This window comes from Bradyrhizobium sp. BRP56 (genome assembly GCF_020194035.1).
In the GTDB taxonomy this organism is placed as follows: domain Bacteria; phylum Pseudomonadota; class Alphaproteobacteria; order Rhizobiales; family Xanthobacteraceae; genus Bradyrhizobium; species Bradyrhizobium australafricanum.
The window spans coordinates 1-24,471 of the sequence record NZ_JADYVV010000018.1 but is presented as its reverse complement, the minus strand read 5'-3'; the positions used below and the strand labels follow the sequence as shown (position 1 = coordinate 24,471).

26 protein-coding genes and 1 pseudogene are annotated in these 24,471 nt (G+C 64.7%); 10 read left to right on the top strand and 17 right to left on the bottom strand.

Annotated features, from left to right (window positions below):
• Window positions 1-58: 58 nt before the first annotated feature.
• Together I6F38_RS15065 and I6F38_RS15060 are read right to left on the bottom strand one after the other, a co-directional pair.
• Window positions 59-421 carry a PRC-barrel domain-containing protein gene (locus tag I6F38_RS15065; protein WP_016847466.1) on the bottom strand — a complete coding sequence of 121 codons (363 nt, stop codon included), beginning with the start codon at window positions 419-421 and terminating at the stop codon, window positions 59-61.
• A gap of 92 nt (window positions 422-513) precedes the next feature.
• A complete protein-coding gene (locus tag I6F38_RS15060) occupies window positions 514-720 on the bottom strand; it encodes a hypothetical protein (protein ID WP_225160893.1) in 207 nt (68 codons plus the stop codon).
• A 295-nt stretch (window positions 721-1,015) separates the two neighbouring features.
• On the opposite strand from I6F38_RS15060, the gene I6F38_RS15055 reads away from it, so the two are divergent.
• Genes I6F38_RS15055 through I6F38_RS15045 form a run of 3 tightly spaced genes read left to right on the top strand, consistent with a single transcriptional unit; the run spans window position 1,016 to window position 1,716 of the window.
• Window positions 1,016-1,207 carry a hypothetical protein gene (locus tag I6F38_RS15055; protein WP_016847464.1) on the top strand — a complete coding sequence of 64 codons (192 nt, stop codon included), beginning with the start codon at window positions 1,016-1,018 and terminating at the stop codon, window positions 1,205-1,207.
• A gap of 25 nt (window positions 1,208-1,232) precedes the next feature.
• Complete coding sequence (locus I6F38_RS15050) at window positions 1,233-1,445, top strand: hypothetical protein (RefSeq protein ID WP_225160892.1); 213 nt, start codon at window positions 1,233-1,235, stop codon at window positions 1,443-1,445.
• A 52-nt stretch (window positions 1,446-1,497) separates the two neighbouring features.
• The gene (locus tag I6F38_RS15045) at window positions 1,498-1,716 is read left to right on the top strand and encodes a hypothetical protein (protein ID WP_225160891.1); all 219 of its coding nucleotides are present in this window, start codon (window positions 1,498-1,500) and stop codon (window positions 1,714-1,716) included.
• Between the two features lie 108 nt (window positions 1,717-1,824).
• On the opposite strand, the gene I6F38_RS15040 is transcribed toward I6F38_RS15045, so the two are convergent.
• Together I6F38_RS15040 and I6F38_RS15035 are read right to left on the bottom strand one after the other, a co-directional pair.
• Window positions 1,825-2,694, bottom strand: a complete 870-nt coding sequence (locus tag I6F38_RS15040) for a DUF6537 domain-containing protein (RefSeq protein ID WP_225160890.1) — start codon at window positions 2,692-2,694, stop codon at window positions 1,825-1,827.
• Between the two features lie 29 nt (window positions 2,695-2,723).
• Window positions 2,724-3,392: a Crp/Fnr family transcriptional regulator gene (locus I6F38_RS15035; RefSeq protein WP_016847460.1), complete on the bottom strand. Its 669-nt coding sequence runs from the start codon at window positions 3,390-3,392 to the stop codon at window positions 2,724-2,726.
• A 317-nt stretch (window positions 3,393-3,709) separates the two neighbouring features.
• Here I6F38_RS15035 and I6F38_RS15030 point away from each other — a divergent pair, with 317 nt between their 5' ends.
• Together I6F38_RS15030 and I6F38_RS15025 are read left to right on the top strand one after the other, a co-directional pair.
• A complete protein-coding gene (locus I6F38_RS15030; RefSeq protein ID WP_225160889.1) occupies window positions 3,710-4,822 on the top strand; it encodes a cyclic nucleotide-gated ion channel in 1,113 nt (370 codons plus the stop codon).
• A gap of 14 nt (window positions 4,823-4,836) precedes the next feature.
• Window positions 4,837-5,622, top strand: a complete 786-nt coding sequence (locus I6F38_RS15025) for an enoyl-CoA hydratase/isomerase family protein (RefSeq protein ID WP_225160888.1) — start codon at window positions 4,837-4,839, stop codon at window positions 5,620-5,622.
• A gap of 286 nt (window positions 5,623-5,908) precedes the next feature.
• Here the strand turns inward: I6F38_RS15025 and I6F38_RS15020 are convergent, their stop codons facing one another.
• Together I6F38_RS15020 and I6F38_RS15015 are read right to left on the bottom strand one after the other, a co-directional pair.
• Window positions 5,909-6,343, bottom strand: coding sequence for a DUF6157 family protein (locus tag I6F38_RS15020; RefSeq protein WP_225160887.1), 435 nt, complete (start codon window positions 6,341-6,343; stop codon window positions 5,909-5,911).
• Window positions 6,344-6,357: 14 nt separating this feature from the next.
• Window positions 6,358-7,005 carry a glutathione S-transferase family protein gene (locus tag I6F38_RS15015; protein ID WP_225160886.1) on the bottom strand — a complete coding sequence of 216 codons (648 nt, stop codon included), beginning with the start codon at window positions 7,003-7,005 and terminating at the stop codon, window positions 6,358-6,360.
• Between the two features lie 81 nt (window positions 7,006-7,086).
• Here I6F38_RS15015 and I6F38_RS15010 point away from each other — a divergent pair, with 81 nt between their 5' ends.
• Window positions 7,087-8,085, top strand: coding sequence for a YafY family protein (locus tag I6F38_RS15010; protein WP_225160885.1), 999 nt, complete (start codon window positions 7,087-7,089; stop codon window positions 8,083-8,085).
• Window positions 8,086-8,295: 210 nt separating this feature from the next.
• Here the strand turns inward: I6F38_RS15010 and I6F38_RS15000 are convergent, their stop codons facing one another.
• The 9 genes from I6F38_RS15000 to I6F38_RS14960 form a co-directional block, all read right to left on the bottom strand.
• On the bottom strand, window positions 8,296-8,706 hold the full coding sequence (locus I6F38_RS15000; protein WP_225160884.1) for a hypothetical protein: 411 nt from the start codon (window positions 8,704-8,706) through the stop codon (window positions 8,296-8,298).
• A gap of 76 nt (window positions 8,707-8,782) precedes the next feature.
• A complete protein-coding gene (locus I6F38_RS14995; protein WP_225160883.1) occupies window positions 8,783-9,496 on the bottom strand; it encodes a nitroreductase in 714 nt (237 codons plus the stop codon).
• Between the two features lie 58 nt (window positions 9,497-9,554).
• On the bottom strand, window positions 9,555-10,805 hold the full coding sequence (locus I6F38_RS14990) for an acyl-CoA dehydrogenase (RefSeq protein WP_225160882.1): 1,251 nt from the start codon (window positions 10,803-10,805) through the stop codon (window positions 9,555-9,557).
• A gap of 112 nt (window positions 10,806-10,917) precedes the next feature.
• Window positions 10,918-12,165 (bottom strand): acyl-CoA dehydrogenase, encoded by a 1,248-nt coding sequence (locus I6F38_RS14985; protein WP_225160881.1) that lies wholly within the window; start codon window positions 12,163-12,165, stop codon window positions 10,918-10,920.
• A gap of 119 nt (window positions 12,166-12,284) precedes the next feature.
• Entirely contained in the window at window positions 12,285-13,412 is a 1,128-nt protein-coding gene (locus tag I6F38_RS14980) for an acyl-CoA dehydrogenase family protein (protein WP_225160880.1), read from the bottom strand.
• 132 nt (window positions 13,413-13,544) lie between these two features.
• Window positions 13,545-15,413: an AMP-binding protein gene (locus tag I6F38_RS14975; protein ID WP_225160879.1), complete on the bottom strand. Its 1,869-nt coding sequence runs from the start codon at window positions 15,411-15,413 to the stop codon at window positions 13,545-13,547.
• 41 nt (window positions 15,414-15,454) lie between these two features.
• Window positions 15,455-16,261: an enoyl-CoA hydratase-related protein gene (locus I6F38_RS14970; RefSeq protein WP_076832872.1), complete on the bottom strand. Its 807-nt coding sequence runs from the start codon at window positions 16,259-16,261 to the stop codon at window positions 15,455-15,457.
• 197 nt (window positions 16,262-16,458) lie between these two features.
• The gene (locus tag I6F38_RS14965) at window positions 16,459-17,217 is read right to left on the bottom strand and encodes an SDR family NAD(P)-dependent oxidoreductase (protein WP_016847447.1); all 759 of its coding nucleotides are present in this window, start codon (window positions 17,215-17,217) and stop codon (window positions 16,459-16,461) included.
• A gap of 46 nt (window positions 17,218-17,263) precedes the next feature.
• The gene (locus tag I6F38_RS14960) at window positions 17,264-17,929 is read right to left on the bottom strand and encodes a TetR family transcriptional regulator (RefSeq protein WP_225160878.1); all 666 of its coding nucleotides are present in this window, start codon (window positions 17,927-17,929) and stop codon (window positions 17,264-17,266) included.
• A 175-nt stretch (window positions 17,930-18,104) separates the two neighbouring features.
• Here I6F38_RS14960 and I6F38_RS14955 point away from each other — a divergent pair, with 175 nt between their 5' ends.
• Window positions 18,105-19,277, top strand: a complete 1,173-nt coding sequence (locus tag I6F38_RS14955; protein ID WP_057016283.1) for an acetyl-CoA C-acetyltransferase — start codon at window positions 18,105-18,107, stop codon at window positions 19,275-19,277.
• Window positions 19,278-19,457: 180 nt separating this feature from the next.
• Entirely contained in the window at window positions 19,458-21,002 is a 1,545-nt protein-coding gene (locus tag I6F38_RS14950; protein ID WP_225160877.1) for an acyl-CoA synthetase, read from the top strand.
• Between the two features lie 217 nt (window positions 21,003-21,219).
• Here the strand turns inward: I6F38_RS14950 and I6F38_RS14945 are convergent, their stop codons facing one another.
• A complete protein-coding gene (locus I6F38_RS14945) occupies window positions 21,220-21,726 on the bottom strand; it encodes a hypothetical protein (protein WP_225160876.1) in 507 nt (168 codons plus the stop codon).
• 104 nt (window positions 21,727-21,830) lie between these two features.
• On the opposite strand from I6F38_RS14945, the gene I6F38_RS14940 reads away from it, so the two are divergent.
• Window positions 21,831-22,985, top strand: a complete 1,155-nt coding sequence (locus I6F38_RS14940) for an alpha/beta hydrolase (RefSeq protein ID WP_225160959.1) — start codon at window positions 21,831-21,833, stop codon at window positions 22,983-22,985.
• A gap of 178 nt (window positions 22,986-23,163) precedes the next feature.
• Window positions 23,164-24,135: an iron exporter MbfA gene (gene mbfA, locus I6F38_RS14935; RefSeq protein ID WP_225160875.1), complete on the top strand. Its 972-nt coding sequence runs from the start codon at window positions 23,164-23,166 to the stop codon at window positions 24,133-24,135.
• A gap of 149 nt (window positions 24,136-24,284) precedes the next feature.
• Here the strand turns inward: mbfA and I6F38_RS14930 are convergent.
• Window positions 24,285-24,471 (bottom strand): annotated as a pseudogene (locus tag I6F38_RS14930) (transposase); the annotation flags it as partial.

The following is a 24,471-nucleotide window of genomic DNA, read 5'->3' as shown; positions in this document are numbered from 1 at the left end:
CCGGTGGGTACCACCGGTAAAACACGGGTCCCCGGCTCGGGGGACGTCTAAGGGACGTTCAGACGAACGGCACGCCGTAGTAGTCGTTCACCGCGCGCGTGGTGCCGATATCGGACCAATTCCACTCGCGCTCGCTGCCGTATTTCGGCGCGCCGCGCAGCTGGCTCTCGGTGACGCCGGTGACATAGCCGCCCAGCCTCGTGTCGTATTTGAGCGACTGCCAGGGCAGCGGATAATGGTCGTTGCCGAGACCGAGAATGCCGCCGAAGCCGAGCACGGCGTAAGACACCCGCCCGCTCTTCTTGTCGATCATCACCCGTTCGATCGAGCCGATCTTGCGCTCATCGGAGCCATAGACCGCGGTGCCCTCGACCTTGTCGCTGCCGATCAGGTTTCCGACCTCCTTCTCGTCCATCGCCATGTCAATTCTCCATTTGATCCCTCGACGCCAACGGTCGGCCCGGGTCATCGTTCCTGCCGCATTGCCGCGATTGCTGCAGAGCGAAACGCCGTTCAGCCCGTTGGAGGATCGCCGCGGTCGTCGGATGTCATGTCGGACCCCGGCGTCTTGTCGGCATCGTTCAATTTCGGATTACGCGTCGCTTCGCGCGCATTCGACTTTCGCGGGTCGGTCTTATGCGCGGTCTGCGCGCGCTGCTTGTCGGCCGGCTGCTCCTGCCCCTTGTTGTCTTTCACGATACCCTGATTGGAATGTGCCACTGCTTATGTCCTTCTTGTTGCCTTGGCTGCCTTGCCTGAAGAAATGCGGGCCCCGACGATCGAATTCGCCGAGGCCCGTCACCGGAGTGGTCCACCGCCTTTCGGGGAGCAAAGCAGCGAACGCACGGGTGTTACGCAGAGCACCGAAGATCGTTCCTGCGATCTTCGCGATCCCAGGTCGCGATCTTGGATCGCAATTTCCGGCGCGCGTTTTTTTCAATTCGACCGATGTCATGGGTTAACGACGGCCTCCTGGGAACAAGCCTAGTATTGCTGGTTCCAGCTCGGAGACGGCATGATCAAGAAGAAGCGCAACAGATCGCGGCCTCCCGGATCGTTCGAAAACCGCTTGCAGAAATTCGCCGAAGATTCGCGCATTGCGGCACGCAAGCTGCCGCCAGGACGGGAACGCGAAATGCTGATGAAGAAGGCCAGACAGACCGAGACTGTGATGGAAGTCAGCGAATGGCTGACGTTCCGCAAGTAGCCGCGAGTCGCAAAGGAGAGCTGCGATGATCGAGGAACGGTTTGACTCACGCACGCTCTTCGCCATGAACGCTGCGCTTGATCGCGTTTGCGCAGACGCAGCTCACGGCGAGGAACATGACACCCGCCGCCGCGTTGCCAGATACATCATCAAATGCGCCAAGAGCGGCAGGACGACGCTTTCCGAGCTGACCGAAGCCGGACGGCAGGCGCTGGCCAAGGCTACCGCCGCGGCGTGAAAACCGGCGCAAGTGCCCTGTTGCCCTCGGCCCTCAGCAAAGGCAGCTACGCATGCGCATTGCAATCAGCATCGGCCTGCTGGCCTTTTTGGCCGCCGTCGGCGCCTACGCCTATGAAGGTCTGACTGTGGACGCTCCGGTGCCGACCTATGGCATCGTGGTGTTCACGATCTGCATTGCGCTTCTGGCCGCGGTCTGCATCGGCCTGATGGGCCTGTTGTTCTATTCCAGCCGCCGCGGCTACGACGAGCCACCGCACATGAAGCGGTAGATGGCTTCGGCAGATTCCCGCGTCATTGCGAGCGAAGCGAAGCAATCCACAGCGCCGCAAGCGGGGAACTGGATTGCTTCGCTTCGCTCGCAATGACGGCGAAGGTTCTTACGACACCGCCGGCGCCCGGGCGCGGATCTCCGCGATCTTGCGCTTCAGCGCTGCCTGCCGCGGATCGGGCATGGTGGCTGCGCGCGCTTCCGCAATGGCGCCGGCAAGGTCGGGGAGCACGAGCACGCCGTCGAAGGTCGGCTTGGCGAGCCCGTCGATGATCACGTGCCAGTCCGCGATGCCCTGGCGGTAGGGATCGCCGTAACCCTGGATCATGGTCGCGGTCTGCACGACCGCGGGAGCGGCGCCCGGCTGCTTGGTCAGGCTGCGGTCGATCATGTGCAGCCAGCGCTCGACCCAGACGCGCTCCCTGGCATAGCGTCCCGAGAACAGCCGCCAGCGCTTCAGGCCCGCCTCGATCCTGAGCCGGCGAACGCTGAAGCGGTTGTTGGCGCTGAAGCGGATCGAGACCCGGCGACGCCGCCAGCCGAACTGATCCAGCACGCCGAGCACCGGATCGGCGACCACCGCCGGCAGGGCGTCGATCAACTCGTCAAGGCGAAACTTCTTGACGTCGTCGGCCGAGCGCGCCGCAAGGCCGCCCACCGCATTGACTTCGCCAAGCTTGAGCTGCGCGATGCGGATCGCGTCCTCATAGGCCATGCGCTCCGCCATCAGGCGGGCGATCTCGGCAAGCAAGGCGTCGTCGACGCCGCGGCGGCCGACGAAGCGCTTGAGCCGGTCGATATAGAGCTGGGCGTAGCTCGTGCTCTGATAGGCGATCAACAGATCGATGGCCTTGGTGACGGCCGGCCCGAGATGGTCCGGGCAGGCGTCGGGCAGCACCGGCGGCCCCTCGTCCTCATCGCCGATGATATCGGCAAAGAGGTAACGGAGCGAGGCCAGGAGACCGTCGTCATCCGCCACTGCGGCGCCTCCAGAACTCGTCACGGGGCTCATGCAGGTTTGGGCTCCGCGACCTGTGGGGTGGCGTGCTGCGCGAGCTGCTGCTCGAGCGTCGAGATATTCTGGAACAGGCGGGCGCTGGCGAGGCGCAGGAAGTAGAAGCCGAACGCCGGGTTCTGGACGTAGAGCTGCTCGACCTGGTCATAGGTCACCGACAGCACCATGCCGGTCTCGACGCACTCCAGCGTCTGGGTTCGCGTGTTCGACGGCGACAGCATGCCGAACTCGCCGACTAGGGCGCCGACCGGCAGCTCGATGCCGGATTCGACCAGGCGGAAGCGGCCACTGACAATGTAGAACATGCTGTCGGCCTTCTCGTCCTTGTAGAACAGGACTTCGCCCGCGGTGCATTTGCGTTCCGTCGTGAACGGCTTCAGCCATTCCATCGACAGATCGCTGTTGACCGATTTCTTCACGTTGCGGACCAGTTGCAGCATCTGGTGCAGCCGATAGGTGTTCACCGGCAGCAGCACGGCATGCAGGATCAGCGTCGCGTAATTGTGGGTCGGGACGGCGGTCGCGATCAGGATGATGTTGGTCAGGATGGCGAAGACGCGCAACGGGATCATGGTCCGCATCGACAGCGTGGCAACCACGAAGATCGATGCGAAGAAACTGCCGGCGGCGCCTGCGTGCTCCGCGAGATGTGAGGTATCCATCGGAAACCAACCAATTTCTCAAGAAGTGAATAAGATCGCCTTATTAGTCGCTTCATTCCGGCCAAGGTCGCATCGGCGACCAGCATCCCTGATATACGGGGAAAAAGCGACGTTTTGTCCGATTTCTCACATTCGCGGGCGCAAAATCGGGCCAACATGGTTAGGCCTTTCGTCCAACTGATGGGTCTTTCACCGCGAGCATCCCGCCACGGCCCGCGCGTTGACGGCCTCAACCGGGAGAGGCACGTTGAGATATCGGCTCTGGCGTTCGCAGGGCCTCAATTCTAGCAGTTCATCGACAGGCAAGCTCCGTTCCGATGTCCAAGCGGCTCGTCCTTCCGGCCTTGACGCGCTTCGTTTCCGCCACCGCCGGCCGCAACATGACCACGGCGGCCTATGTCGCGGTCGCGGCCGGTGTCGCCATGATGACGCTGCTGACGGTCGCGCCGGCCCATGACGCGGCGCCGCTCTGGGTCGATGCGCTGCTGTGGGCCTGCCTTGCCTATTTCGTATTCGAATGGCTGGTGCGGCTGCGCCACATGGGCCGGCAGGGCAAATTCTGGTTCTACGCGCTGTCCAGCGCCGGCGTGGTCGACGCGATCGGCGCGCTGGCCGTGCCGCTGGCCTTGCTGTCCGGCGTCGAGCCGAAAACCGCCTGGCTGCTCGGCGTGCTCTGGGTGCTCAAGGTGGTGCCGGGCATTCCCGGCCTGCGCCAGCTCCGGCGCGTGCTGGTGGTGGAATCCGGGCCGCTGCTCAGCGTGCTCGTGATCTTCCTGATGGTGGTGTTCCTGGCCTCCGTCGCGGAATATTTCCTGGAGCGGGACGTCCAGCCGCAGACCTTCGGCAGCGTGCCGGCGGCGCTGTGGTGGGCGGTGGTGACGCTGACCACGACCGGCTATGGCGACGTGGTGCCGATCACCCCGCTCGGCCGCGTGGTCGCCGCTATGGTGATGATCTCGGGCCTCGGTGTGTTCGGGCTGTGGACCGGTATCCTGGCGACCGGCTTTGCCGCCGAAACCCGCCGCGACAATTTCTTGAGAACCTGGGAGACCGTCAGCAAGGTGCCGTTCTTCGCGCATCTCGGCCCGGCCGCGATCGCCGACGTCACCCAAATGCTGCGGACCATGGACCTGCCGCCCCGCACCATGATCATCCGCAAGGACACCAATGGCGACTGCATGTATTTCGTCGCCGCCGGCGAGGTCGAGGTCGACCTGCCCGGGCGCAAGGTGAAGCTTGGCGAAGGCGAGTTCTTCGGCGAGATGGCATTGCTCGGCAACGCCAAGCGCGGCGCCAGCGTCTCGACCAGCAAGGTAACCAGGCTGTTGGTGCTTGACCTGGTCGATTTCCGCCTGTTGATGGCAAGGCATCCCGATCTCGCCGAGACCATCGACGCCGAGGCCAAGCGGCGCGAACGTGAGAATCAATAATGATGGAGACCAAGATGGCTGACGCGGCCGACACCGCCAGCGGACCCGTGCTCGAAATCGCGGGCGCGCGCGCAACGATCCGCCTCAACCGGCCGAAGCACCTCAACCGCCTGCAGGCCGAGGATCTCGGCGAGCTGCTGACATTGTTCGACCGGATCGAGGCCGATCCCGCGATCCGCGTGCTGGTGCTGACCGGAACCGGCCGCGCGTTCTCCGCCGGCTACGACCTCAACTCCGTCGCCGAGCGCGCGGTGAGCGCCAGCGAGCAGCAGAGCGCGGGCTCGGCGTTCGAGGTCGTGGTCAACCGGCTCGAGGATCTCAGCGTGCCGACGATCTGCCGGCTCAATGGCGGGGTCTATGGCGGCTCGACCGACCTCGCGCTCGCCTGCGACTTCCGCATCGGCGTCGATACCGCCGAGATGTTCATGCCGGCGGCGCGGCTCGGGCTGCACTATTACAAGAGCGGCATCCAGCGCTACGTTACCCGGCTCGGCGTCGACAACGCCAGGATGCTGTTCCTGACCGCGCAGAAGATATCGGCGCCCGAGATGCTGCGGATCGGCTACCTTACCGCGATTGTATCGCTCGACCTGCTCGACGAGGAGGTCGACAAGCTCGCGACGATTTTGGCGGGCAACGCGCCAAAGGCGATGGCCGGCATGAAGCGCGCAATCAACGAATTCGCCCGCGGCGCACTGGATGAAGCCGCCGCCGACGCCCGCCACCGCGACAGCATGCGCGGCGACGAGATCAAGGAAGGCATCAAGGCCTTCGCCGAGAAGCGGGCGCCGCGGTTTTAGGTAGGCGTCCCGGCTCCTTTATCCCGTCACCCTGAGGAGCCGCGTAGCGGCGTCTCGAAGGGTCGACGGCCCGGCTGGTGGCCGATTCATCCTTCGAGGCTCGCTCCGCTCGCACCTCCAGCGACAAAGGCGAAGCCTTTGCGCGGGGATGACGGGTCTAATGGTGCGCTCAGCCTTTGAGACGTCATTGCGAGCGAAGCGAAGCAATCCATTTCAGCGCGAACGCGGTGGCATGGATTGCTTCGTCGCTATCGCTCCTCGCAATGACGGCCGTATCAGCCTCCCCTCACGCCCGCTTGCTCCGCATCGCGCGGACCTGCGCGATGTCGGGATCCGCGGCGAGTGCCTGGTAGCGCTTGCTGTCGACGGCGTAGAGCGCGATGCGGCCCTCGGCGTCGGCATGGACACCCCAGCCGAAACGCTTGCCGAGCGGCGAGGCGCGCATGCAGGCCTGGCCGCGCGAGAAGAACGTCTCGCGGGCGAGGCTGCGCGCCTTCTTCGCCGCTCTCGCATCGAGCGCACGGCCGGCCGCCGACGTCGCGAAAACCACATCGTCAGAGGTGTACTTGTAGGGCGCGCCCGCGATCATCCGGTATTGCAGCACGGCGACCGTCGGCTGGCCGCCGCGAAGCTGCGGCTCCTCGCCGCGCTGCGCCGGGCAGTCCTCCGCGACGTGGATCAGGGTGTTGAAGCAGTTGGTGCTGTGCAGGACTTTCGCCATCGGCCCGATCCGTATCACACTCCGGCGACTGCTGCATGCTGCGCCGCCATCTCGTCATCGGCCTTCGATATCCGCTGGAAAGCCGGGCGCGCGGCGATGCTCTCGGTATAGCGAACAAACACGTCCCTTTTCGGCACGATGCCGAACATCATGGTCCAGCTGAGCGCGATGCCCCAGAGGATGTCAGCCGCCGTGATCTCTTCGCCGAGCAGATAGGGCCCCTTTGCCAGCTGCGATTCCAGCGCGCCCAGCATGGTGTCGTAATCGGCATAGGGCGACTGCGTGATCGGCGCGGGCTCGCGCTTCATGAAATGGTCGATCACGGCCGGCTCGAACGATGCGCCGTAATAGGCGATCCAGCGCAGATACGGGCCGCGGCGCGGATCGTTCAGCGCCGGCGTCAGGCCGGCCTGCGGAAACAGATCGGCGAGATAGATGAAGATTGCGACCTGCTCGGTGACCAGCGCGTCGCCGTGGCGGATCGCCGGCACCTTGCCGAGCGGATTAATGGCGAGATAGGCGTCCTTGCGCTGCTCGCCGGCCTTCATGTTGAGGACGTGCAGGTCATAGGGCGCGCCGAGTTCCTCCAGCAGCACGCGGGTGCCGGTGGCGCGGCTCTGCGGCGAATAATACAGCGTGACGCGGTCGGTGGTGGTGGTCATGGCGGGTCTCCTGCGCCGTCGGGGGCATGGCCTCCTTATGTCCGCCTATACCTGACATCTTGTGTCAGGTATGATCCGGCCATGCGCGCGAGCCGGTTGTTTTCCATCCTCACCACCCTGCAGGCGCGGGGGCAGGTCACCGCGCCTGAGCTTGCGGAGGCCTGCGAGGTTTCGGTGCGCACGATCTACCGCGACATCGACGCGCTCGCTGCCGCCGGCGTTCCCGTCTATGCCGACCGCGGTGCCGAGGGCGGCTATCGGCTGCTCGACGGCTATCGCGTCCGGCTCAACGGCCTGTCGCAGGGCGAGGCCGAGGCGCTGTTCATGGCCGGTCTCCCGGGGCCCGCCGCCGCGCTTGGCCTCGATGCCGCGATGGTGGCGGCGCAGACCAAGCTGATGGCGGCGCTGCCGGAGAACCTGCGGCCCAACGCGAGAGGGATGCAGCAGCGCTTCCATCTCGACGCGCCCGGCTGGTTCGGCGAGACCGAGGAGCCGAAGCACCTGCGCGCCATCGCCGGCGCCGTGCTGCGCGAGACCATGCTCGAGATCCGCTACCAGAGCTGGAAGGCCGAGAAGCGGCGGCGCGTGGCGCCGCTCGGCCTCGTGCTGAAGGGCGGCAGCTGGTACCTCGCCGGCCTCGTCGACGGCAATGTGCGCACCTATCGCGTCGCACGCGTGCTGGACTGCACGACGCTGGAGACGCCGTTCGCGCGGCCCGCGGAGTTCGACCTCGCCGCCTATTGGGGCGCCTCGATCGAGCAGCTGGAGGCCGAGCTGCATCCGAACGAGGCCACGGTGCGGCTGTCGCCGCTCGGGCTGAAACTGTTCGACGCGCTTGCGCACCCATACGTGAAGGCGCGGATGCGGCTCACTGATGCCACCGACGCCGACGGCTGGCGGCTCGCCACCATGCCGGTCGGCAAGACGGTGTGGCATGCGGCGACCGAATTGCTGCGGCTCGGCGCCGAGGCCGAAGTGGTCGCGCCGTTAGAGTTGCGCGAGAAGATGGCCGAGCTGACGGGCGCGATGGCCGCGCGCTATGCCGAAGCGCCGCCACGCCGCGCGGTGGCGGGACGTTAAGACGCAATGAGATTGGACTGAATAGCGCGGCACGGTCGCTGCACCTCTCCCGCTTGCGGGGGAGGTCGGATCGCATCGACAGATGCGATCCGGGTGGGGGCTCTTTCCCCGATACGACTCGCGGATAGAGCCCCCACCCTAGCCCTCCCCCGCAAGCGGGAGAGGGGACGGGGTTCCGATGCCGCTGACACCTGCTCCATCATGCCCTGGTCAGTAGCGGCTGTCGGAGCTGATCACGAAGCGGTCGAAAAAATTGACCGGCAGGATCTCGAACCGGTCCAGCGTCAGCGTAATCCCGGTCACGAAGTCGACGCCCTTGATCGTGCCCTCAAGATCGATCCGCCGGCCGCGACGCAGGCCGCGGGTTTCCGGATGTTGGTCGATGTCGATATAGGCATAGATCGGATTGTCGAGCCGCGAATGGCGATGCCAGCCGCGCTGCAGGAAGCTGAATTGCAGCACCGAGCCCGCGCCCCAGTCGATCGCGTCGAAGAAGCGGGTCTTCCAGGCAACGCCCTGTCCCAGATAATGCGCGGCGATGAACGCGTCGCGCTCGAGTGCAGGCAGACGGTGCAGCTGCCAGCTGATCTCAGCCGGCGTCAGGGAGGCATTATTCGCCATTTTTGTTCTTGTCGTTTCTTTGTAGCTTTTCTTGTCCTCGGCGGGGGGGTGAACCGACCTTCCCGCCTTGAGGAAATTATACATCGACGAATGTGACAGTGTCTTCCACGGTCGCACGCGACGTGCGGTAGCTGTTCACCTTGTGCGCATGATCGGCATAGCCGAACGAGATACCGCAGACAACCCGGCGATCGTCGGCCAGGTTGAAATGACGACGGATCAGCCCGGAATGGCGCGCGATCGCCGCCTGCGGGATGGTGCCGAGCCCGAGCGCCTGCGCCGCCAGCATGAAGTTCGAGACATAGCCGCCGCAGTCGATCGCACCATAGATGCCGAGCGGCTCATTGGTGTGGATCACGGCAATGTGCGGCGCACCGAAGAAATTGTAGTTCTCCAGCGCCTGTTTTGCGTAGGCCGGCTTGTCGCCGCGCGCGATGCCGAGCGTGTTGTAGAGCTGGAAACCGCTTTCGCGGCGGCGCTCCAGGTAGACCCCGACATATTCGCGCGGCGGCGTGAAGTCGTAGTCCTCGGCGAGGCCGCGCGAGGCCTCGGCATAGATCGCCTTGCGAAACCGCTCCTTGGCCTCGCCGGAGACGATCAGCACCTGCCAGGGCTGGCTGTTGCACCAGGATGCGGTGCGCTGCGCGGTCGACAGAATGTGCTCGATGACCTCGCGCGGCACTTCGCGCGGCTGGAACGCGCGCACCGAGTAGCGCTCGTTGAGCAATTCCTCGAGCGCGCCGATGCGGTCCTCGGTCGCGTAATGCGGGTTCGGTGTCTTCGCGTCCATGATGTATCCTCCTTTTTCGTCATTCCGGGGCACGCGAAGCGTGAACCCGGAATGACGACTAACCACCCCGGCCCTTGGTCGGGATCTTGTTGTAGGGCACGTCCTTGTCGACGCGGATGTCGCCGGGCAGGCCCAGCACGCGCTCGGCGATGATGTTGCGCAGGATCTCGTCGGTACCGCCGGCGATGCGCATCGAGGGCGACGACAGCAGCATCTGCTGGAACTGGCCGTTGGCCTGCTCCTCGTCGGTGCCGGTGAGGCTGCCTGCCGCGCCTTCCAGGTCCATCGCATAGGTCGCGATGTCCTGCAGCATCAGGCCGGAGACGAGCTTGCCGATTGAGTTTTCCGGGCCCGGTCGCTCGCCCTTCGACAGCGCCGAGATGGCGCGGTAGCTGGTGTATTTCAGCCCGCTCGCCTTCACCGCCCAGCTCGCAAGCCTGGAGCGCACCGCCGGATCGTCGATCGCAAGACCGTCCTCCAGCATCAAATTGGAGCAGAACTCGAACATCTCGGGCACGCCGGTGGCGAGCCGCGCGCCGATCGACATGCGCTCGTTCATCAGCGTGGTCAGCGACACGCTCCAGCCCTCGCCGACGGCACCGAGCCGCTGGCTGTCCGGGATCACGACGTCGGTGAAATAGACCTCGTTGAACTCCTGCATGCCGTTGGCCTGCTTGATCGGCCGCACCTCGACGCCGGGGCTCTTCATGTCGAGGAAGAACATGGTGAGGCCCTTGTGCTTCGGCACATTCGGATCGGTGCGCGCGATCAACAGGCCGTAGTCGGAGTAGTGCGCGCCTGAGGTCCAGATCTTCTGGCCGTTGACGACCCAATTGTCGCCCTTCTTCTCGGCGCGGGTGCGCAGCCCCGCGACGTCGGAGCCGGCCGACGGCTCGGAGAACAGCTGACACCAGATCTCCTCGCCGGAGGCGAGCTTGGGCAGATAGCGGCGTTTTGCGTCTTCGCTGCCCCACGCCATCACGGTCGGGCCGCACATGCCCTCGCCGATCTGGAACGGCTGGGTCAATTTGCCGTAGACGCCCTCTTCCTGCTGCCAGATCACGCGCTCGATCGGGGTGGCGCCGCGGCCGCCATATTCCTTCGGCCAGTGCAGGCAGGCCCAGCCGCCCTCTGCCTTCTTCTTCTGCCAGGCCTTGCCGACCTCGACCATGTCGTGCTTGGCGAGCCTGATGCGGCCGAGCGACGACTTCGAGAGCTCCTCTTCGAACTCCTTCGGCGCGTTGGCCGCGATCCAGTTGCGGGCGATGGCGCGGAATTCGGCTTCCTGCGGCGTGTCATCGAAATTCATGGCGGCTCCTTTTCTTTGTCATTCCGGGGCGCGCGCAGCGCGAACCCGGAATCTGGAGGTTATGTCGCTCGAGGTTCCGGGTTTGCCGCTTCGCGCCACCCCGGAACGACGGTTAAGCTCTTCCCTTGGTCGGGATCTGGTTGAAGGGAACGTCCTTGTCGACCCTGATGTCGCCGGGCAGACCCAGCACGCGTTCGGCGATGATGTTGCGCATGATCTCGTCGGTGCCGCCCTCGACGCGGGTGCCCGGCGCGCGCAGCAGCATCGCCTGGAATTTGCCGGCGACCTCGGCATCCTCGATCCCGTTCAGCGCGCCGGCCGCGCCCTGCAGATCGAGCGCGTAGGTCGCGACGTCCTGGATCATCGAGCCGGCGACCAGCTTGCCGATCGAGTTCTCCGGTCCCGGACGCTCGCCCTTCGACAGCGCCGAGATCGCGCGCATGCTGGTGTATTTCAGCCCGCTCGCCTTCACCGCCCAGTTCGCAAGTTTGGAGCGCACCGCGCGATTCTCGATCGCGGGGCCGTCCTCCAGCATCAGGCTGCTGCAATAGTCGAACAACTCGGGGAAGCCGGTGGCGACGCCGGCGCCGATCGACATCCGCTCGTTCATCAGCGTGGTCAGCGACACGTTCCAGCCGTCATTGACATTGCCGAGCCGCTGCGAGTCCGGAATGCGCACGTCGGTGAAATAGACCTCGTTGAAGTCGGAGGCGCCGCTCGCCTGCTTGATCGGCCTGACCTCGACGCCCGGGCTCTTCATGTCCAGGAAGAACATGGTGAGGCCCTTGTGCTTGGGCACGGTCGGGTCGGTGCGGGTGAGCAAGATGCCGTAGTCGGAATAATGCGCGCCCGAGGTCCAGATCTTCTGGCCGTTGATCACCCATTCGTCGCCGTGCTTCTCGGCGCGGGTGCGCAGGCCGGCGACGTCGGAGCCGCCGGCCGGCTCGGAGAACAGCTGGCACCAGATCTTCTCGCCGGAGGCAAGCGGCGGCAGATATTTGCGCTTCTGCTCCTCGCCGGCGAACGCCATCATGGTCGGGCCGCACATGCCGTGGCCGATGATGAACATCGAGCTAAGGCGGCCGAACGGGCCCTCCTCCTGCTGCCAGATCACGCGCTCGATCGGCGATGAGCCGCGGCCGCCATACTCCTTCGGCCAGTGCAGGCAGGCCCAGCCGGCGTCGGCTTTCTTCTTCTGCCAGGCCTTCGCGACCTCGAGGATATTGGCGCCCTTGAGCGCAACACGGCCGAGCGAGGCCTTGCGCAGCTCGTCCTCGTATTGCTTGGGCGCATTGGCCGCGATCCAGGCTTTCGCCTCGGCGCGGAATGTGGCCTCCTGCGGGGTGTCATCGAAATTCATGGTCTGTCATCCTTCGCCGGCGTCGTAGGATGGGTAGAGCGAAGCGAAACCCATCTGTCGGACCACCCGCGTCATGATGGGTTTCGCTGCGCTCTACCCATCCTACAAATCACCAACGTTTACGCCGCGTTCTTCTTGCGCATGCGATCGATCAGCGCGTCTTCCCAATAGGACAGGCTGCCGAGACCGAGCGCCACCGCATTGGCGCGGCGATAGTACATGTGGCAGTCGAACTCCCAAGTGAAGCCCATGCCGCCATGGACCTGGATATTGTTCTTGGCGCAATGCTGGAACGCCTGCGTCGCGCTGATGCGTGCGGCGGCGGCGGCTTCCGGCAATTCGCCGGCATTGGTCGAGAGCGCCCAGGCGCCGTAGTAGCAATTCGAGCGCGCCAAGGTCGCCGACACATACATATCGGCCAGCATGTGCTTGACCGCCTGGAACGAGCCGATCGGACGGCCGAACGCGATACGGTCGAGCGCATAGTCGCGGCCCATCTCCAGCGCGCGGTCGGCGCCGCCGACCTGCTCGAACGCGGTCAATACGGCCGCGCGATCGAGCACCTGGGTGATGACGCTCCAGCCCTCGCCGGCAGCGCCGAGCGGCTCGGCCTTTGCATCCTTGAAGGTAAACTCGGCCTGGCCGCGGGTCAGGTCGATGTTGGTGAGCGACTTGATTTCGACGCCGCCGGCCTTGAGATCGACGATGAACAAGGAAATATCGGACTCGCGTCCGCTCGAGCCGGTGCGCGCGGCGACAACGGCGAAATCGGCGATCGCGCCATCCGGAACCGGCTTCTTGACGCCGTTGAGCACGCCGCCATTGGCCGTCACCTTGATCGACTTCGGCGACGGGTTGCCCTTGCCCTCGAACAGCGCCAGCGTGCCGATGGCTTCGCCGGCGGCGATCTTCGGCAACCACTTCTGCTTCTGCGCGTCACTGCCTGCGATCAGGATCGCTTCGGCGGCGAGATAGACGGTGGAGGAGAACGGCACCGGCGCCAGCGCGCGGCCCATTTCCTCCGCGATCACGCAGAGCTCGAGATGGCCGGCGCCCGCGCCGCCGAACTGTTCCGGGATCGCGACGCCGAGGAAGCCCATCTCGGCGAGGCCCTTCCACAGCGCCTTGTCGTAAGGCGCCTTGCCGTCGAGCACCTCGCGCACGGCCTTCGGCGGGCACTGTTCGCTGAGGAACTTCCGCGCCTCGTCGCGCATCTGCTTCTGTTCGTCGGAGAAATCGAAATTCATGGCGCTTACCTTTTTCTTGCTGTCATTCCGGGGCGATGCGCAGCATCGAACCCGGAATCTCGACGTAAGGAACCTCTGGATTCCGGGTTCACGCTTCGTGTGCCCCGGAATGACGCGTTTGCTTTCGTAGGATCAGTTCAAGATGATCACGTCGTCGCCGGGCTTGCCGGCATACAGCTTCTCGACCAGCGCGGCACGGCGTTCGAGGCCGGCGCGCTGGTTGATGTAGCCCTTGTCGGTGAGCTCGTTGCCGTCGATCGATGGCGGCTCGACCATCAGCATCGCACGCGCGATGCGCATGCTGCTGCCGGTGGTGGACGCGTTGTGCGCCTGCAAACCCCGCTTGAGACAAGCGATCACCTCGGGATGCCTGATCACGTCCTCATAGCTCGCGTCGGCATTGCCGACGAGTTGACGGCAGGCGTGCAGGTTCGGCCAGCACAGCAGGCCGATGAACTCGCGGTCCTGCCCCGCAACCAGCGCGTCATGTACGACCGGCGTCGCGGCCGCGATCGCATCGGTGCGCAACGAGCCGACATGCACGAACGTGCCGGTGGTCAGCTTGAAATCTTCGACCACCCGGCCGGCAAAGATGATGCCCTGCAGCGGGTCTTCGGGGTTCACGAACACGCCGGCATCGCCGATGCAGTAGAAGCCTTCCTCGTCGAACATCTTCGCCGTGAGGTCCGGCTGGCCGAAATAGCCGGGCGTGACGTTGACGCCGCGCAGCCGCAATTCGTATTTCGAGCCGCACGGCACCATCTTCAGCTCGACACCGGGGAACGGCAGGCCGATCAGGCCGACGCGCTCGGTGTCCCAATAGGTGCCGGTCGAGGTCGGTGCGGTCTCAGTCGAGCCCCAGCCGGTGTAGAACACGATGCGCTCGCCCGTGGTCTTCACCGCCAGCGCCTGCATCCGGTCATAGAGATCGTCGGGCAGCCGGGCGCCGCCATAGGCCATGATCGAGAGGTTCTTGAAGAAGCTCGCGCACAGCGCCTCGTCCTTCTCCATCGCGGCGGCGAGCGCCGCGTAGCCGGCCGGCACGTTGGCGTAATAGGTCGGCGACACCTCGCGCAGGTTCCTGATGGTCTCCTCGAGCTGGCCCGGCATCGGCCGGCCGTCGTCGATATAGAGCGTGCCGCCGTCGACCAGCACCGGATTGAACGCGGCGTTGCCGCCCATGGTGTGATTCCACGGCATCCAGTCGAGCACAGTCGGGATCGGTCCCTCCGTTTCACGCGGGCGCACCTGCATCATCATCGCCGCGTTGGCGCACATCATCTCCTGGGTGTTGATGACGGCCTTGGGCATGCCGGTCGAGCCCGAGGTGAACAGCAGCTTGCCGACGGTCCTGGGCGTGATCTTCGCGATGGACTCACCGACCGCAGCCGTCACCGGCGTTGCCGCAAGGTCGGCAAAGGCCGCGCTCTTGATCCCCTCGCAGGGACGCAGGACGTGGACCACCGTGATGCCGGTGAGATCGATCGCCTTCAGCGCCTTCTCGAAGGTCGGGCCGTCCTGCACCATCACGACGGCAGGCTTGATCAGGTTGAACAGATATTTGAGCTTGAGATGATCCTGGCTCATCAGCGAATAGGCCGGCGACACCGGCGCGGCCGGCAGCCGCGCCTGCATCGCGGCCTGCGTCATCAGCGCGTGCTCGATCGAATTGCCCGAGAGGATCGCGACGGGCCGGCCGTCGCCAACGCCAAGATCGAGCAGGCCTTGCGTCAGCGCATCGACGGTGCGCTTGGCTTCACCATAGGACACCTTGCGCCATTGCCGGTCGGGACCACCGCGTTGCGCGAGCCAGATCCTCTCCGGCGCCTGCGCCGCCCATTTGGCGAGATAGGCCGGAATATGCGTCTCGTAGGCCTGGAGCGGAATCCGCGACTTCAGGACGACGGTGCCGTCACCGCGCCGCTCGACCGCGATGTCACGTGCGAGCCAATCCACCTTGCGAAAGGCAGGTTTCGTCAGCATCGCCGCGTCTCCATCCATTTTGCGTCTCCCGGAATTCTTGTCCTTTTGAGGATCTGTTCTCAGCGCCTGATATAGACAGGCTTTCGTTTCTCGAGAAAGGCCCTGATGCCTTCCTGGAAATCTTCCGAGCGGCTGCACAGCACCTGATTGCGATCCTCCATCGCGATCACGGCCTCGATCGAGCCGGCATCGACGCTCATGTTGATGCATTCCTTCGAGAGGCGGAGACCGACCGGCGAGGCCGTCATCATTGCCTCGACATAGGGATTGGCCGCCGCATCAAGATCGGTGGCCTCGACCACCTCGGACACCAGGCCGACCGCAAGCGCGCGGTCGGCATGGATGAAGCGCCCGGTGAGGATCAATTCGGAAGCAACCGACACGCCGACGAGGCGCGGCAGGAAATAGCTGGTGCCGATATCGCAGCCGCCGAGACCGAGCTTGATGAAGGCGCAGTTCATCCGCGCGTTCTTCGCCGCGATGCGGATGTCGGCGGCAAGCGCCAGCGCGAAGCCGCCGCCGGCGGCCGCGCCCTGCACCAGCGCGATGATCGGCTGCGGAGCGCGCCGCATCAGCATCACGATGTCGGCGATGCGCCGCTGCGAGTCCAGCGACTCCGTGACGCCGGGCGGCTCGGTCTGTCCACCACGGCGCGCCATCGCGTGCTTGAGATCGAGCCCGGCGCAGAAATTCGCACCGGCGCCCTTCAGCACCACGACGCGGGTGTCGCGATTGCGCTGCAGGCCCTGGAAATAGACGTTGAGCGCGTCGATCAGCGAAGGGTCGAGTGCGTTGAGGCTCTCGGGGCGATTGAGCGTGACCCAATCGACCCCGTCGTGATGTTCGATCAGCAGCGGCTGAGACACGCGTTACTCCTGCATTTGCGGATGCGGTGTCGATAACTGTGCCCTCTCCCCTTGTGGGAGAGGGCATGTTCGCTGTTAGCCTTGCATTCGATTGGGTGAGGGGTCTGTCTCCGCGGAGAGAACCCCTCATCCGTCGCGGACTGCGTCCGCGCCACCTTCTCCCACAAGGGGAGAAGGGAAGTACGGCAGAGCCAGCGTTACCGCGGGGCCATGCGGATGGCGCCGTCGAGGCGGATGGTTTCGCCGTTGAGCATCGGGTTCTCGACGATGTGGACCGCGAGATTGCCGTATTCCGAGGCATCGCCGAGGCGGGCCGGATGCGGCACCTGGGCGCCGAGACTCTTGCGCGCTTCCTCGTTCAGACCCATCAACAGCGGCGTCAGGAACAGGCCCGGCGCGATGGTGTTGACGCGGATCTTCAGGCTGGCGAGGTCGCGCGCGGCCGGCAGCGTGAGGCCGACGACGCCGCCCTTCGAGGCGGAATAGGCGATCTGGCCGATCTGGCCTTCATAGGCCGCGACCGACGCGGTGTTGATCGCGACGCCGCGCTCCTCGCCGATCGGGGCTTCGGTCGCCAGCCGCTCGGCGAACAGGCGCAGCACGTTGAAGGTGCCGATCAAATTGACGTTGATGATGCGGACGAACTTTGCCAGCGGATAGACGCCGTCCTTGCCGACGATGCGCTGCGAACCGCCGATGCCGGCGCAGTTCATCAGCACGCGCGCGATGCCGTGCGCGGCCTCGGCCTTGGCGATCGCAGCCTTGATCGCGTCCTCGTCGGTGACGTCGGCATGCAGCGCGACGCCCTTCACCTCGGCGGCGACCTTCTCGGCGTTTTCCTTGTTCTGGTCGATCACGCCGATCTTGGCACCCTTGGCGGCCATGGCGCGCGCGGTTGCGGCACCAAGGCCGGAGCCACCGCCGGTGATGAGAACGGCAACGTCTTTCAACTGCATGGATACAACCTTTCCTTGGGCGTTTCTTCTCTAGACTCGAACTTTGTTATCCGGCGGCAACCACTGCCGTTTCCTTATCGGGATTGAGCACGCCGCCGAAGATCAAGGCTTCCATATGCTTGATGTATTCGCGGCAGACCTCGTCGGTGACAGGACCGACGCCGACCGCGCGCGACATCGCGTGGCGGCCGAAGAACAGATGATCGCAGGCGCCGATCAGGCTGGTGTAGAATAGCACCGGATCGATCTTGCGGAATTCGCCGGCCTTGATCCCTTCTGCGAGCAGCCGGCGGTGAAAATCCAACAGCGGCGCGACGAAGAATTTCGACACCTCGTTGGCGGCGGCTGGCGAGCTTTCGTGCAGGAGATAATGGATCAGCCGGTTCATATAGGGGAACTGGTGATAGGCGCGGATGATGCCGCCGATATGCAGCCGCAGTTTCGCGGACGGCGTGATCGGCTGGCTGATGAGATATTCGAGCTGCGATATCTCGGTGGCGGCGTCGCGCGCCAGCAGCGCCAGCAACAGCCCGTCCTTGTTGCCGAAATGATATTTCACCAGCGCGGCGTTGACGCCCGACTTCTGCGCGATGTCGGACAGCGAGACCTCGATGGAGGCGCGCTCGATCATCAGCTCGCTGGCTGCGACCAATAGCTTGTCGGCGGTGGCATTTTTGCCGGCCGGAAGTTTCGTCGGTACGCTGGTATTCAACTGCGCTCTGGTCCCGCTCTGTGTCAGGGGGTCGACGGTAAATCGAGGCCGCACATAAGCCCATGGCGGGGCCGCACTCAAGAGTTAATTGATTGATTGACTAAATGCTGAGCCACCCCTTAAATCCGGCCCAACTTTCAGACCGCCCAATCCGGAAACATCAGGGAGATCAGACATGGCCGAGGCATATATCGTCGCCGCCGCTCGCACCGCGGGCGGCCGCAAGGGAGGGCGTCTCGCCGGCTGGCATCCGGCCGATCTGGCCGCGACCGTGCTCGATGCGCTGGTCGAGCGCACCGGCGCCGACCCCGCGCAGGTCGAGGACGTGATCATGGGCTGCGTGATGCAGACCGGCGAGCAGTCCACCAACATCGCGCGCAACGCGGTGATGGCCTCGAAGCTGCCGGAGAGCGTGCCGGCGACCTCGATCGACCGCCAGTGCGGTTCCTCACAGCAGGCGCTGCACTTCGCGGCGCAGGCGGTAATGTCTGGCACGATGGACTGCGTGATCGCCGCCGGCGTGGAATCGATGACCCGCGTGCCGATGGGCCTCGCCTCCTCGCTGCCCGCCAAGAACGGCTTCGGCCACTACAAGAGCCCGGGCATCGAGGCGAAATATCCCAACATCGTGTTCAGCCAGTTCACCGGCGCGGAGATGATGGCCGAGAAGTACGGTCTGTCGAAGGATGAACTCGACGAATACTCCTATAACAGCCATCAGCGCGCGATCGCGGCAACGCAGGCCGGCCACTTCAAGGACGAGATCGTGCCGGTCAAGATCACCCGCGCCGACGGCTCGACCGACACCCATCACATCGACGAAGGCATCCGCTTCGACGCCAGCCTCGACGGCATCAAGGGCGTCAAGCTGATCGCCGAGAACGGCAAGCTGACCGCGGCGAGCGCCAGCCAGATCTGCGACGGCGCCTCCGGCGTCATGGTCGTCAACGAGAAGGGCCTGAAGGCGCTCGGCGTCAAGCCGATGGCGCGCATCCATCACCTCACCATGATGGGCGGCGACCCTGTGATCATGCTGGAAGCGCCGTTGCCGGCGACCCAGCGCGCGCTGCAGAAGGCCGGCATGAAGATCGACGACATTGATCTCTTCGAGGTCAACGAGGCCTTCGCCTCGGTGCCGACCGCTTGGCTGAAGACCACCGGCGCCGATCCGGCCCGGCTCAACGTCAACGGCGGCGCGATCGCGCTCGGCCATCCGCTCGGCGGCAGCGGCACCAAGCTGATGACGACGCTGCTGCATGCCCTCAAGCAGCGCAACAAGCGCTACGGCCTGCAGACCATGTGCGAAGGCGGCGGCATGGCGAATGTGACGATTGTCGAGCGGCTGTAAGAAAAGTCCGCATCAGCGGCCACAACAATGATGTCGTCCCGGCGTAGGCCGGGACCCATAACCACAGCCGTTTGTGGTTAGGCGCGGCTGGGGCCACAACTCAGTCCAACAAGAAAAATTGGTGGTTATGGGTCCCCGCGTTCGCGGGGACGACCACTATTGATGCTCCGAGGAAACACAATGACCCATCCGTCGATCCACGCGCGCACCCATCCGAACAAGATCGCCTACCAGATGGCGGGCAGCGGCAAGGCCATCACCTATCGCGAGCTCGACGAGCTTTCGAACCAGGGCGCGAATCTGTTCCGCTCGCTCGGCCTGAAGGCCGGCGACCACATCGCGCTGCTGATGGAAAACCGGCTCGCATTCATGGAGATCTGCTGGGCAGCGCAGCGCTCGGGTCTCTATTACACGGCGATCAGCCGCTATCTGACGGAAGAAGAGATCGCCTACATCATCAAGGACTGCGGCGCGAAGGTTTTCATCACCACGCCGCAATGCGCCGACAAGGTGAAGGGCCTGATCAAGGGCGAGGCAGGCGAGCCGCTGTTCTACATGATGGACGAGCCCGCACCGGGCTTCCGCTCCTACGACAAGGAGGCCGGCGCGCGGCCGGCCACGCCGGTCGCCGACGAGGTCGCCGGCTATGACATGCTGTATTCCTCCGGCACCACCGGCCGGCCCAAGGGCATCAAGAAGCAGTTCGAAGGCAACCGGATCGACGTGCCGAACCCGTTCCTGCGGATTCTCACCGCAGACATGTGCGGCATGAATGCGGACAGCATCTATTTGTCGCCGGCGCCGCTCTATCACGCCGCCCCGCTACGCTTCAACATGATGGCCACCGTGCTCGGCGGCACCTCCGTCATCATGGAGCATTTCGACGCCGAGGAATTTTTGAAGCAGGTCGAGAAGCACAAGGTGACGCAGTCGCAGCTGGTGCCGACCATGTTCGTGCGCATGCTGAAGCTGCCCGACGAAGTGCGCACACGCTACAAGGTCTCGTCGCTGAAAGGCGCGATCCACGCCGCGGCGCCCTGCCCGGTCGACGTCAAGGCCAAGATGATCGAATGGTGGGGACCGATCCTGATCGAGTATTACGCCGGCTCGGAAGGCAATGGCGTCACGGTCTCGACCTCGCAGCAATGGCTCACCCACCGCGGCACGGTCGGCCGCGCCGTGGTCGGCAAGGTCAAGATCCTCGACGAGAACGACGAGGAGGCGCCGACCGGCCAGATCGGCCAGGTCTATTTCGCCGACGCGCCGGCGTTCTCCTATCACAACGATCCGGAGAAGACGAAGAAGGCCTACAACGCCAAGGGCTGGTCGACGCTCGGCGATGTCGGCTACCTCGACGAAGAGGGCTTCCTCTATCTGACCGACCGCAAGAGCTACATGATCATCTCCGGCGGCGTGAACATCTATCCGCAGGAGACCGAGGATGTGCTGATCACGCATCCCGCGGTGTCCGACGTCGCGGTGTTCGGCGTGCCGAACGAGGAGATGGGCGAAGAGGTCAAGGCCGTGGTGCAGCCGCACGACATCACCAGGGCCGGCAAGGAGCTCGAAGCCGAGCTGATCGCGTTCTGCCGCCAGCATCTGTCGCCGATCAAATGCCCGAAGAGCATCGACTTCGAGCAGGAGTTGCCGCGCACGCCGACCGGGAAGCTGGTGAAGCGGCATCTGCGCGACAGATACTGGCCGAAGGCTCCGGCGAAAGCGTGACCGAGCTTCACCCTCCCCTGGAGGGGGAGGGTCGGTTCGCATGCAGCGAAGCGAAATGCGAAACGGGGAGGGGTCAGGTCTCTCCACGAATACCTTTCGAGTGGAGAGACCCGCCCCCTCCCCGCCGCTCATTTCATTCGCGTCGACCCGCCCCTTTCAGGGGAGAGTTAAGACAGAGACACGCTACGCTTCGTCATGTCGCGAATCTTTTGCAAACCTACAAATCCTCCGCCGGTGCGCACGCGACCGATGCCACGGCACGCAAATGCAGCTGGCCGTGCTTGCCCGATGCCGTGGTGGTCCATTGCGCATCGATCTGCTGAAAATCTTCCGACAGCTTGCCGCGATGACTGCCGTCGATTTCGAACGCCCCGTTGCCATCGGGCGAGCGTTCGAAGATCTCGACCTCGAGATCGGACAGCCGGACGAACATCTGCACGCCGATCTTGGTCACGTGGCGACCGACCTCATATGAACCGCAGCCGCGCGCTTCCGCGTTCTGCTCGTTCAGGGCCTGCACTTTGTCGAAGGTAATGACGACGTTCTGCACCGCGTTGTCGCCGTCCCACAGGAATTCGCCGACATAGGCGCGCGGCAGTTTCTCGGTGAGCTGCCTGATGTCGGCGGCACGCACCGCCGATATCAGCACCAGACTTGCCGCCACGATCACCACGCCGAGACGCGACATCCAGCCGGGCAGCTCTGCAATCCTCGCGTGGCGCATGCGGTATGCATCCCCTGGGCAAAATTGCTATCGTTCAATAATGACCGTCAGCATACAGTGAAATGCGCTGGTTCTGCGGCGATGCCCAACAGGTGATCTGCACGATGGAAGCCCTCCCCGACGTCCCGCTGCCCTCCACCATCCGCTCGCGTTATGTCGACGGGATCAACGGCCTGCGCATGCATGTGCTGGAAGCGGGCTTTGAAACATCCGGCCGACCCTGCCTGTTGCTGCTGCACGGCTTTCCGGAGCTGGCGTTCTCCTGGCGCAAGGTGATGCCGAAGCTCGCCGCTGCCGGGTATCACGTCATCGCGCCGGACCAGCGCGGCTATGGCCGCACCACCGGCTGGAGCGCGGAGTATGACGGCGATCTCGCGTCGTTCCGCCTGCCCAATCTGGTGCGCGATGCGCTCGGGCTGGTCGCAGCGTTCGGCTACAAGCATGTCGATGCGGTGATCGGGCATGATTTCGGCTCGTCGGTCGCGGCGTGGTGCGCGCTGATCCGGCCCGACGTGTTCCGCGCGGTGGTGATGATGAGCGCGCCGTTTTCGGGGCCGCCGTCGCTGCCGTTCAACACCGCGAGCGCGCCGGCGAAGCCCGCGGCCGACGACCCCGTGCATCGCGAGCTCGCCGCGCTGCCGCGGCCGCGCAAGCATTACCAATGGTACTATTCGACGCGTCCGGCCAATGACGACATGCATCGCGCGCCGCAGGGCGTGCACGACTTCCTGCGTGCCTATTACCACCACAAAAGCGCGGACTGGAAAGACAACAAGCCGCATCCGCTGCAATCCTGGTCGGCAGGCGAACTGGCAAAACTGCCGACCTATTACGTGATGGATTTCGCCAAGGACATGGCCGCCACCGTCGCCGAGGAGATGCCGTCGCGCGAGGCGATCACTGCCAACACATGGCTGCCGGATAGCGAGCTCGCTTATTACAGCGCCGAATATCAGCGCACCGGATTCCAGGGCGGGCTGCAATGGTATCGCTGCGGCACCTCGGGGGCGTTCGTCCCGGAACTGCAGACCTGGAGCGGCCGCACGATCGACCAGCCGTCCGCCTTCATTTCCGGCAAGCAGGATTGGGGCACCTACCAGCGGCCCGGCGTGTTCGAGGCGATGCAGACGAAAGCCTGCACCAACATGATCGGCTGCCATCTGGTCGACGGCGCCGGCCATTGGGTGCAGCAGGAACAGCCCGATGAGGTGAGCCGGCTGCTGCTCACATTCCTGCGAGAGGCCGGCGCGCAGCGCTAGACGCTCGTTCGGCCGTCGCGTTGCATCCCGTTGATCTCAGGCGTTTTCCTCGCTCAACCCGCGCGGCTTGCCGGCGCTGCGGCAGCGAATCCGGGCCGATCCGGATTTGACCCGGCGCCAGCGCAACCCTATAGTTTAGAACTATTCTAATTCTAAACTCCGTGAACAAGGCGTTGCCGTGAAGAACTTTGCCGATCTGACCGAGCGCGAGGTGCTGGCGGTCGCGATCGCCTCCGAGGAGGAGGACAGCCGCATCTACATGACGTTCGCGGAGGATCTCGCCGAGCGCTATCCCGACACCGCCAAGATTTTCGAGGAGATGGCCGAGGAGGAGCGCGGCCATCGCCACCGGCTGCTCGAAACCTACGAGCAGCGCTTCGGGGCGCATCTGCCGCCGATCCGGCGCGAGGACGTCAAAGGCTTCCTGCGCCGCCGCCCGATCTGGCTCACCAAGAACCTGCCGCTCGACACCATCCGCAAGGAAGTCGAGACCATGGAGCTGGATGCCGAGCGCTTCTATGCCAAAGCGGCCGAGAAGGCCGAGGATGTCGGCGTGCGACGGCTGCTCGGCGACCTCGCCGAGGAGGAGAAGGGCCACGAAAAACTCGCGGTGAAGCTGACCGGCGAGATCCTCAAGCCGGATGTGCGCGCCGAGGAAGACCGCACGCGGCGGCGGATGTTCGTGCTGCAGTATGTACAGCCGGGTCTCGCCGGATTGATGGACGGCTCGGTCTCGACCCTGGCGCCGCTGTTCGCCGCCGCCTTCGCCACGCATCACAACTGGCAAACCTTCCTGGTCGGGCTTGCCGCCTCGATCGGCGCCGGCATCAGCATGGGCTTTGCCGAAGCGCTGTCCGACGACGGCTCGCTGACCGGGCGCGGCTCGCCCTGGTTGCGCGGCCTGACCTGCGGATTGATGACGACGCTCGGCGGGCTCGGCCACACCATTCCCTATCTGGTGCCCGATGCCTGGCCGAACGCATTCTGGATCGCGACCGCGATTGCCGGCATCGTGGTGTTCTTCGAATTGTGGGCGATCGCCTTCATCCGCGCGCGCTACATGGACACGCCATTCCTGCAGGCGGTATTCCAGATCGTGCTCGGCGGCGCGATCGTGCTCGCGGTCGGCATCCTGATCGGCGCGGCGTAGCAACGGTTCAATTCTCCCTCTCCCCGTTCTTACCGGGAGAGGGTTGGGGTGAGGGGCCATATCCACACGTGACGCAAGTGGACGTACCTGTACCCCCTCACCCGCCGCGCAAGCGCGCGGCGACCTCTCCCCGCAAGCGGCTCTCCGATTCACACATTTTGGAGTCTCAGGGTCGAGCCGTATTTGATGCGCTGGAAGTCGTCGAGGCCCCGGCGCATGGTTTTTGGGCCGGGTTTGTCATAGTAACCGGTCCAGCCGCCAAGACGAGCGATGACCCATGCGGCGAAGGCGAGCGATCCCTTTGAATGCGGGTTCTGTTGGCGCGCGGTTTTGCCT

Bases quoted from the DNA above. Each gene is read 5' to 3' on its own strand.
- I6F38_RS15065 (WP_016847466.1), bottom strand. From the start codon at position 421: ATGGCGATGGACGAGAAGGAGGTCGGAAACCTGATCGGCAGCGACAAG.
- I6F38_RS15055 (WP_016847464.1), top strand. From the start codon at position 1,016: ATGATCAAGAAGAAGCGCAACAGATCGCGGCCTCCCGGATCGTTCGAA.
- I6F38_RS15050 (WP_225160892.1), top strand. From the start codon at position 1,233: ATGATCGAGGAACGGTTTGACTCACGCACGCTCTTCGCCATGAACGCT.
- I6F38_RS15045 (WP_225160891.1), top strand. From the start codon at position 1,498: ATGCGCATTGCAATCAGCATCGGCCTGCTGGCCTTTTTGGCCGCCGTC.
- I6F38_RS15035 (WP_016847460.1), bottom strand. From the start codon at position 3,392: ATGGATACCTCACATCTCGCGGAGCACGCAGGCGCCGCCGGCAGTTTC.
- I6F38_RS15030 (WP_225160889.1), top strand. From the start codon at position 3,710: ATGTCCAAGCGGCTCGTCCTTCCGGCCTTGACGCGCTTCGTTTCCGCC.
- I6F38_RS15025 (WP_225160888.1), top strand. From the start codon at position 4,837: ATGGCTGACGCGGCCGACACCGCCAGCGGACCCGTGCTCGAAATCGCG.
- I6F38_RS15020 (WP_225160887.1), bottom strand. From the start codon at position 6,343: ATGGCGAAAGTCCTGCACAGCACCAACTGCTTCAACACCCTGATCCAC.
- I6F38_RS15015 (WP_225160886.1), bottom strand. From the start codon at position 7,005: ATGACCACCACCACCGACCGCGTCACGCTGTATTATTCGCCGCAGAGC.
- I6F38_RS15010 (WP_225160885.1), top strand. From the start codon at position 7,087: ATGCGCGCGAGCCGGTTGTTTTCCATCCTCACCACCCTGCAGGCGCGG.
- I6F38_RS15000 (WP_225160884.1), bottom strand. From the start codon at position 8,706: ATGGCGAATAATGCCTCCCTGACGCCGGCTGAGATCAGCTGGCAGCTG.
- I6F38_RS14995 (WP_225160883.1), bottom strand. From the start codon at position 9,496: ATGGACGCGAAGACACCGAACCCGCATTACGCGACCGAGGACCGCATC.
- I6F38_RS14990 (WP_225160882.1), bottom strand. From the start codon at position 10,805: ATGAATTTCGATGACACGCCGCAGGAAGCCGAATTCCGCGCCATCGCC.
- I6F38_RS14985 (WP_225160881.1), bottom strand. From the start codon at position 12,165: ATGAATTTCGATGACACCCCGCAGGAGGCCACATTCCGCGCCGAGGCG.
- I6F38_RS14980 (WP_225160880.1), bottom strand. From the start codon at position 13,412: ATGAATTTCGATTTCTCCGACGAACAGAAGCAGATGCGCGACGAGGCG.
- I6F38_RS14975 (WP_225160879.1), bottom strand. From the start codon at position 15,413: ATGGATGGAGACGCGGCGATGCTGACGAAACCTGCCTTTCGCAAGGTG.
- I6F38_RS14965 (WP_016847447.1), bottom strand. From the start codon at position 17,217: ATGCAGTTGAAAGACGTTGCCGTTCTCATCACCGGCGGTGGCTCCGGC.
- I6F38_RS14955 (WP_057016283.1), top strand. From the start codon at position 18,105: ATGGCCGAGGCATATATCGTCGCCGCCGCTCGCACCGCGGGCGGCCGC.
- I6F38_RS14950 (WP_225160877.1), top strand. From the start codon at position 19,458: ATGACCCATCCGTCGATCCACGCGCGCACCCATCCGAACAAGATCGCC.
- I6F38_RS14945 (WP_225160876.1), bottom strand. From the start codon at position 21,726: ATGCGCCACGCGAGGATTGCAGAGCTGCCCGGCTGGATGTCGCGTCTC.
- I6F38_RS14940 (WP_225160959.1), top strand. From the start codon at position 21,831: ATGGAAGCCCTCCCCGACGTCCCGCTGCCCTCCACCATCCGCTCGCGT.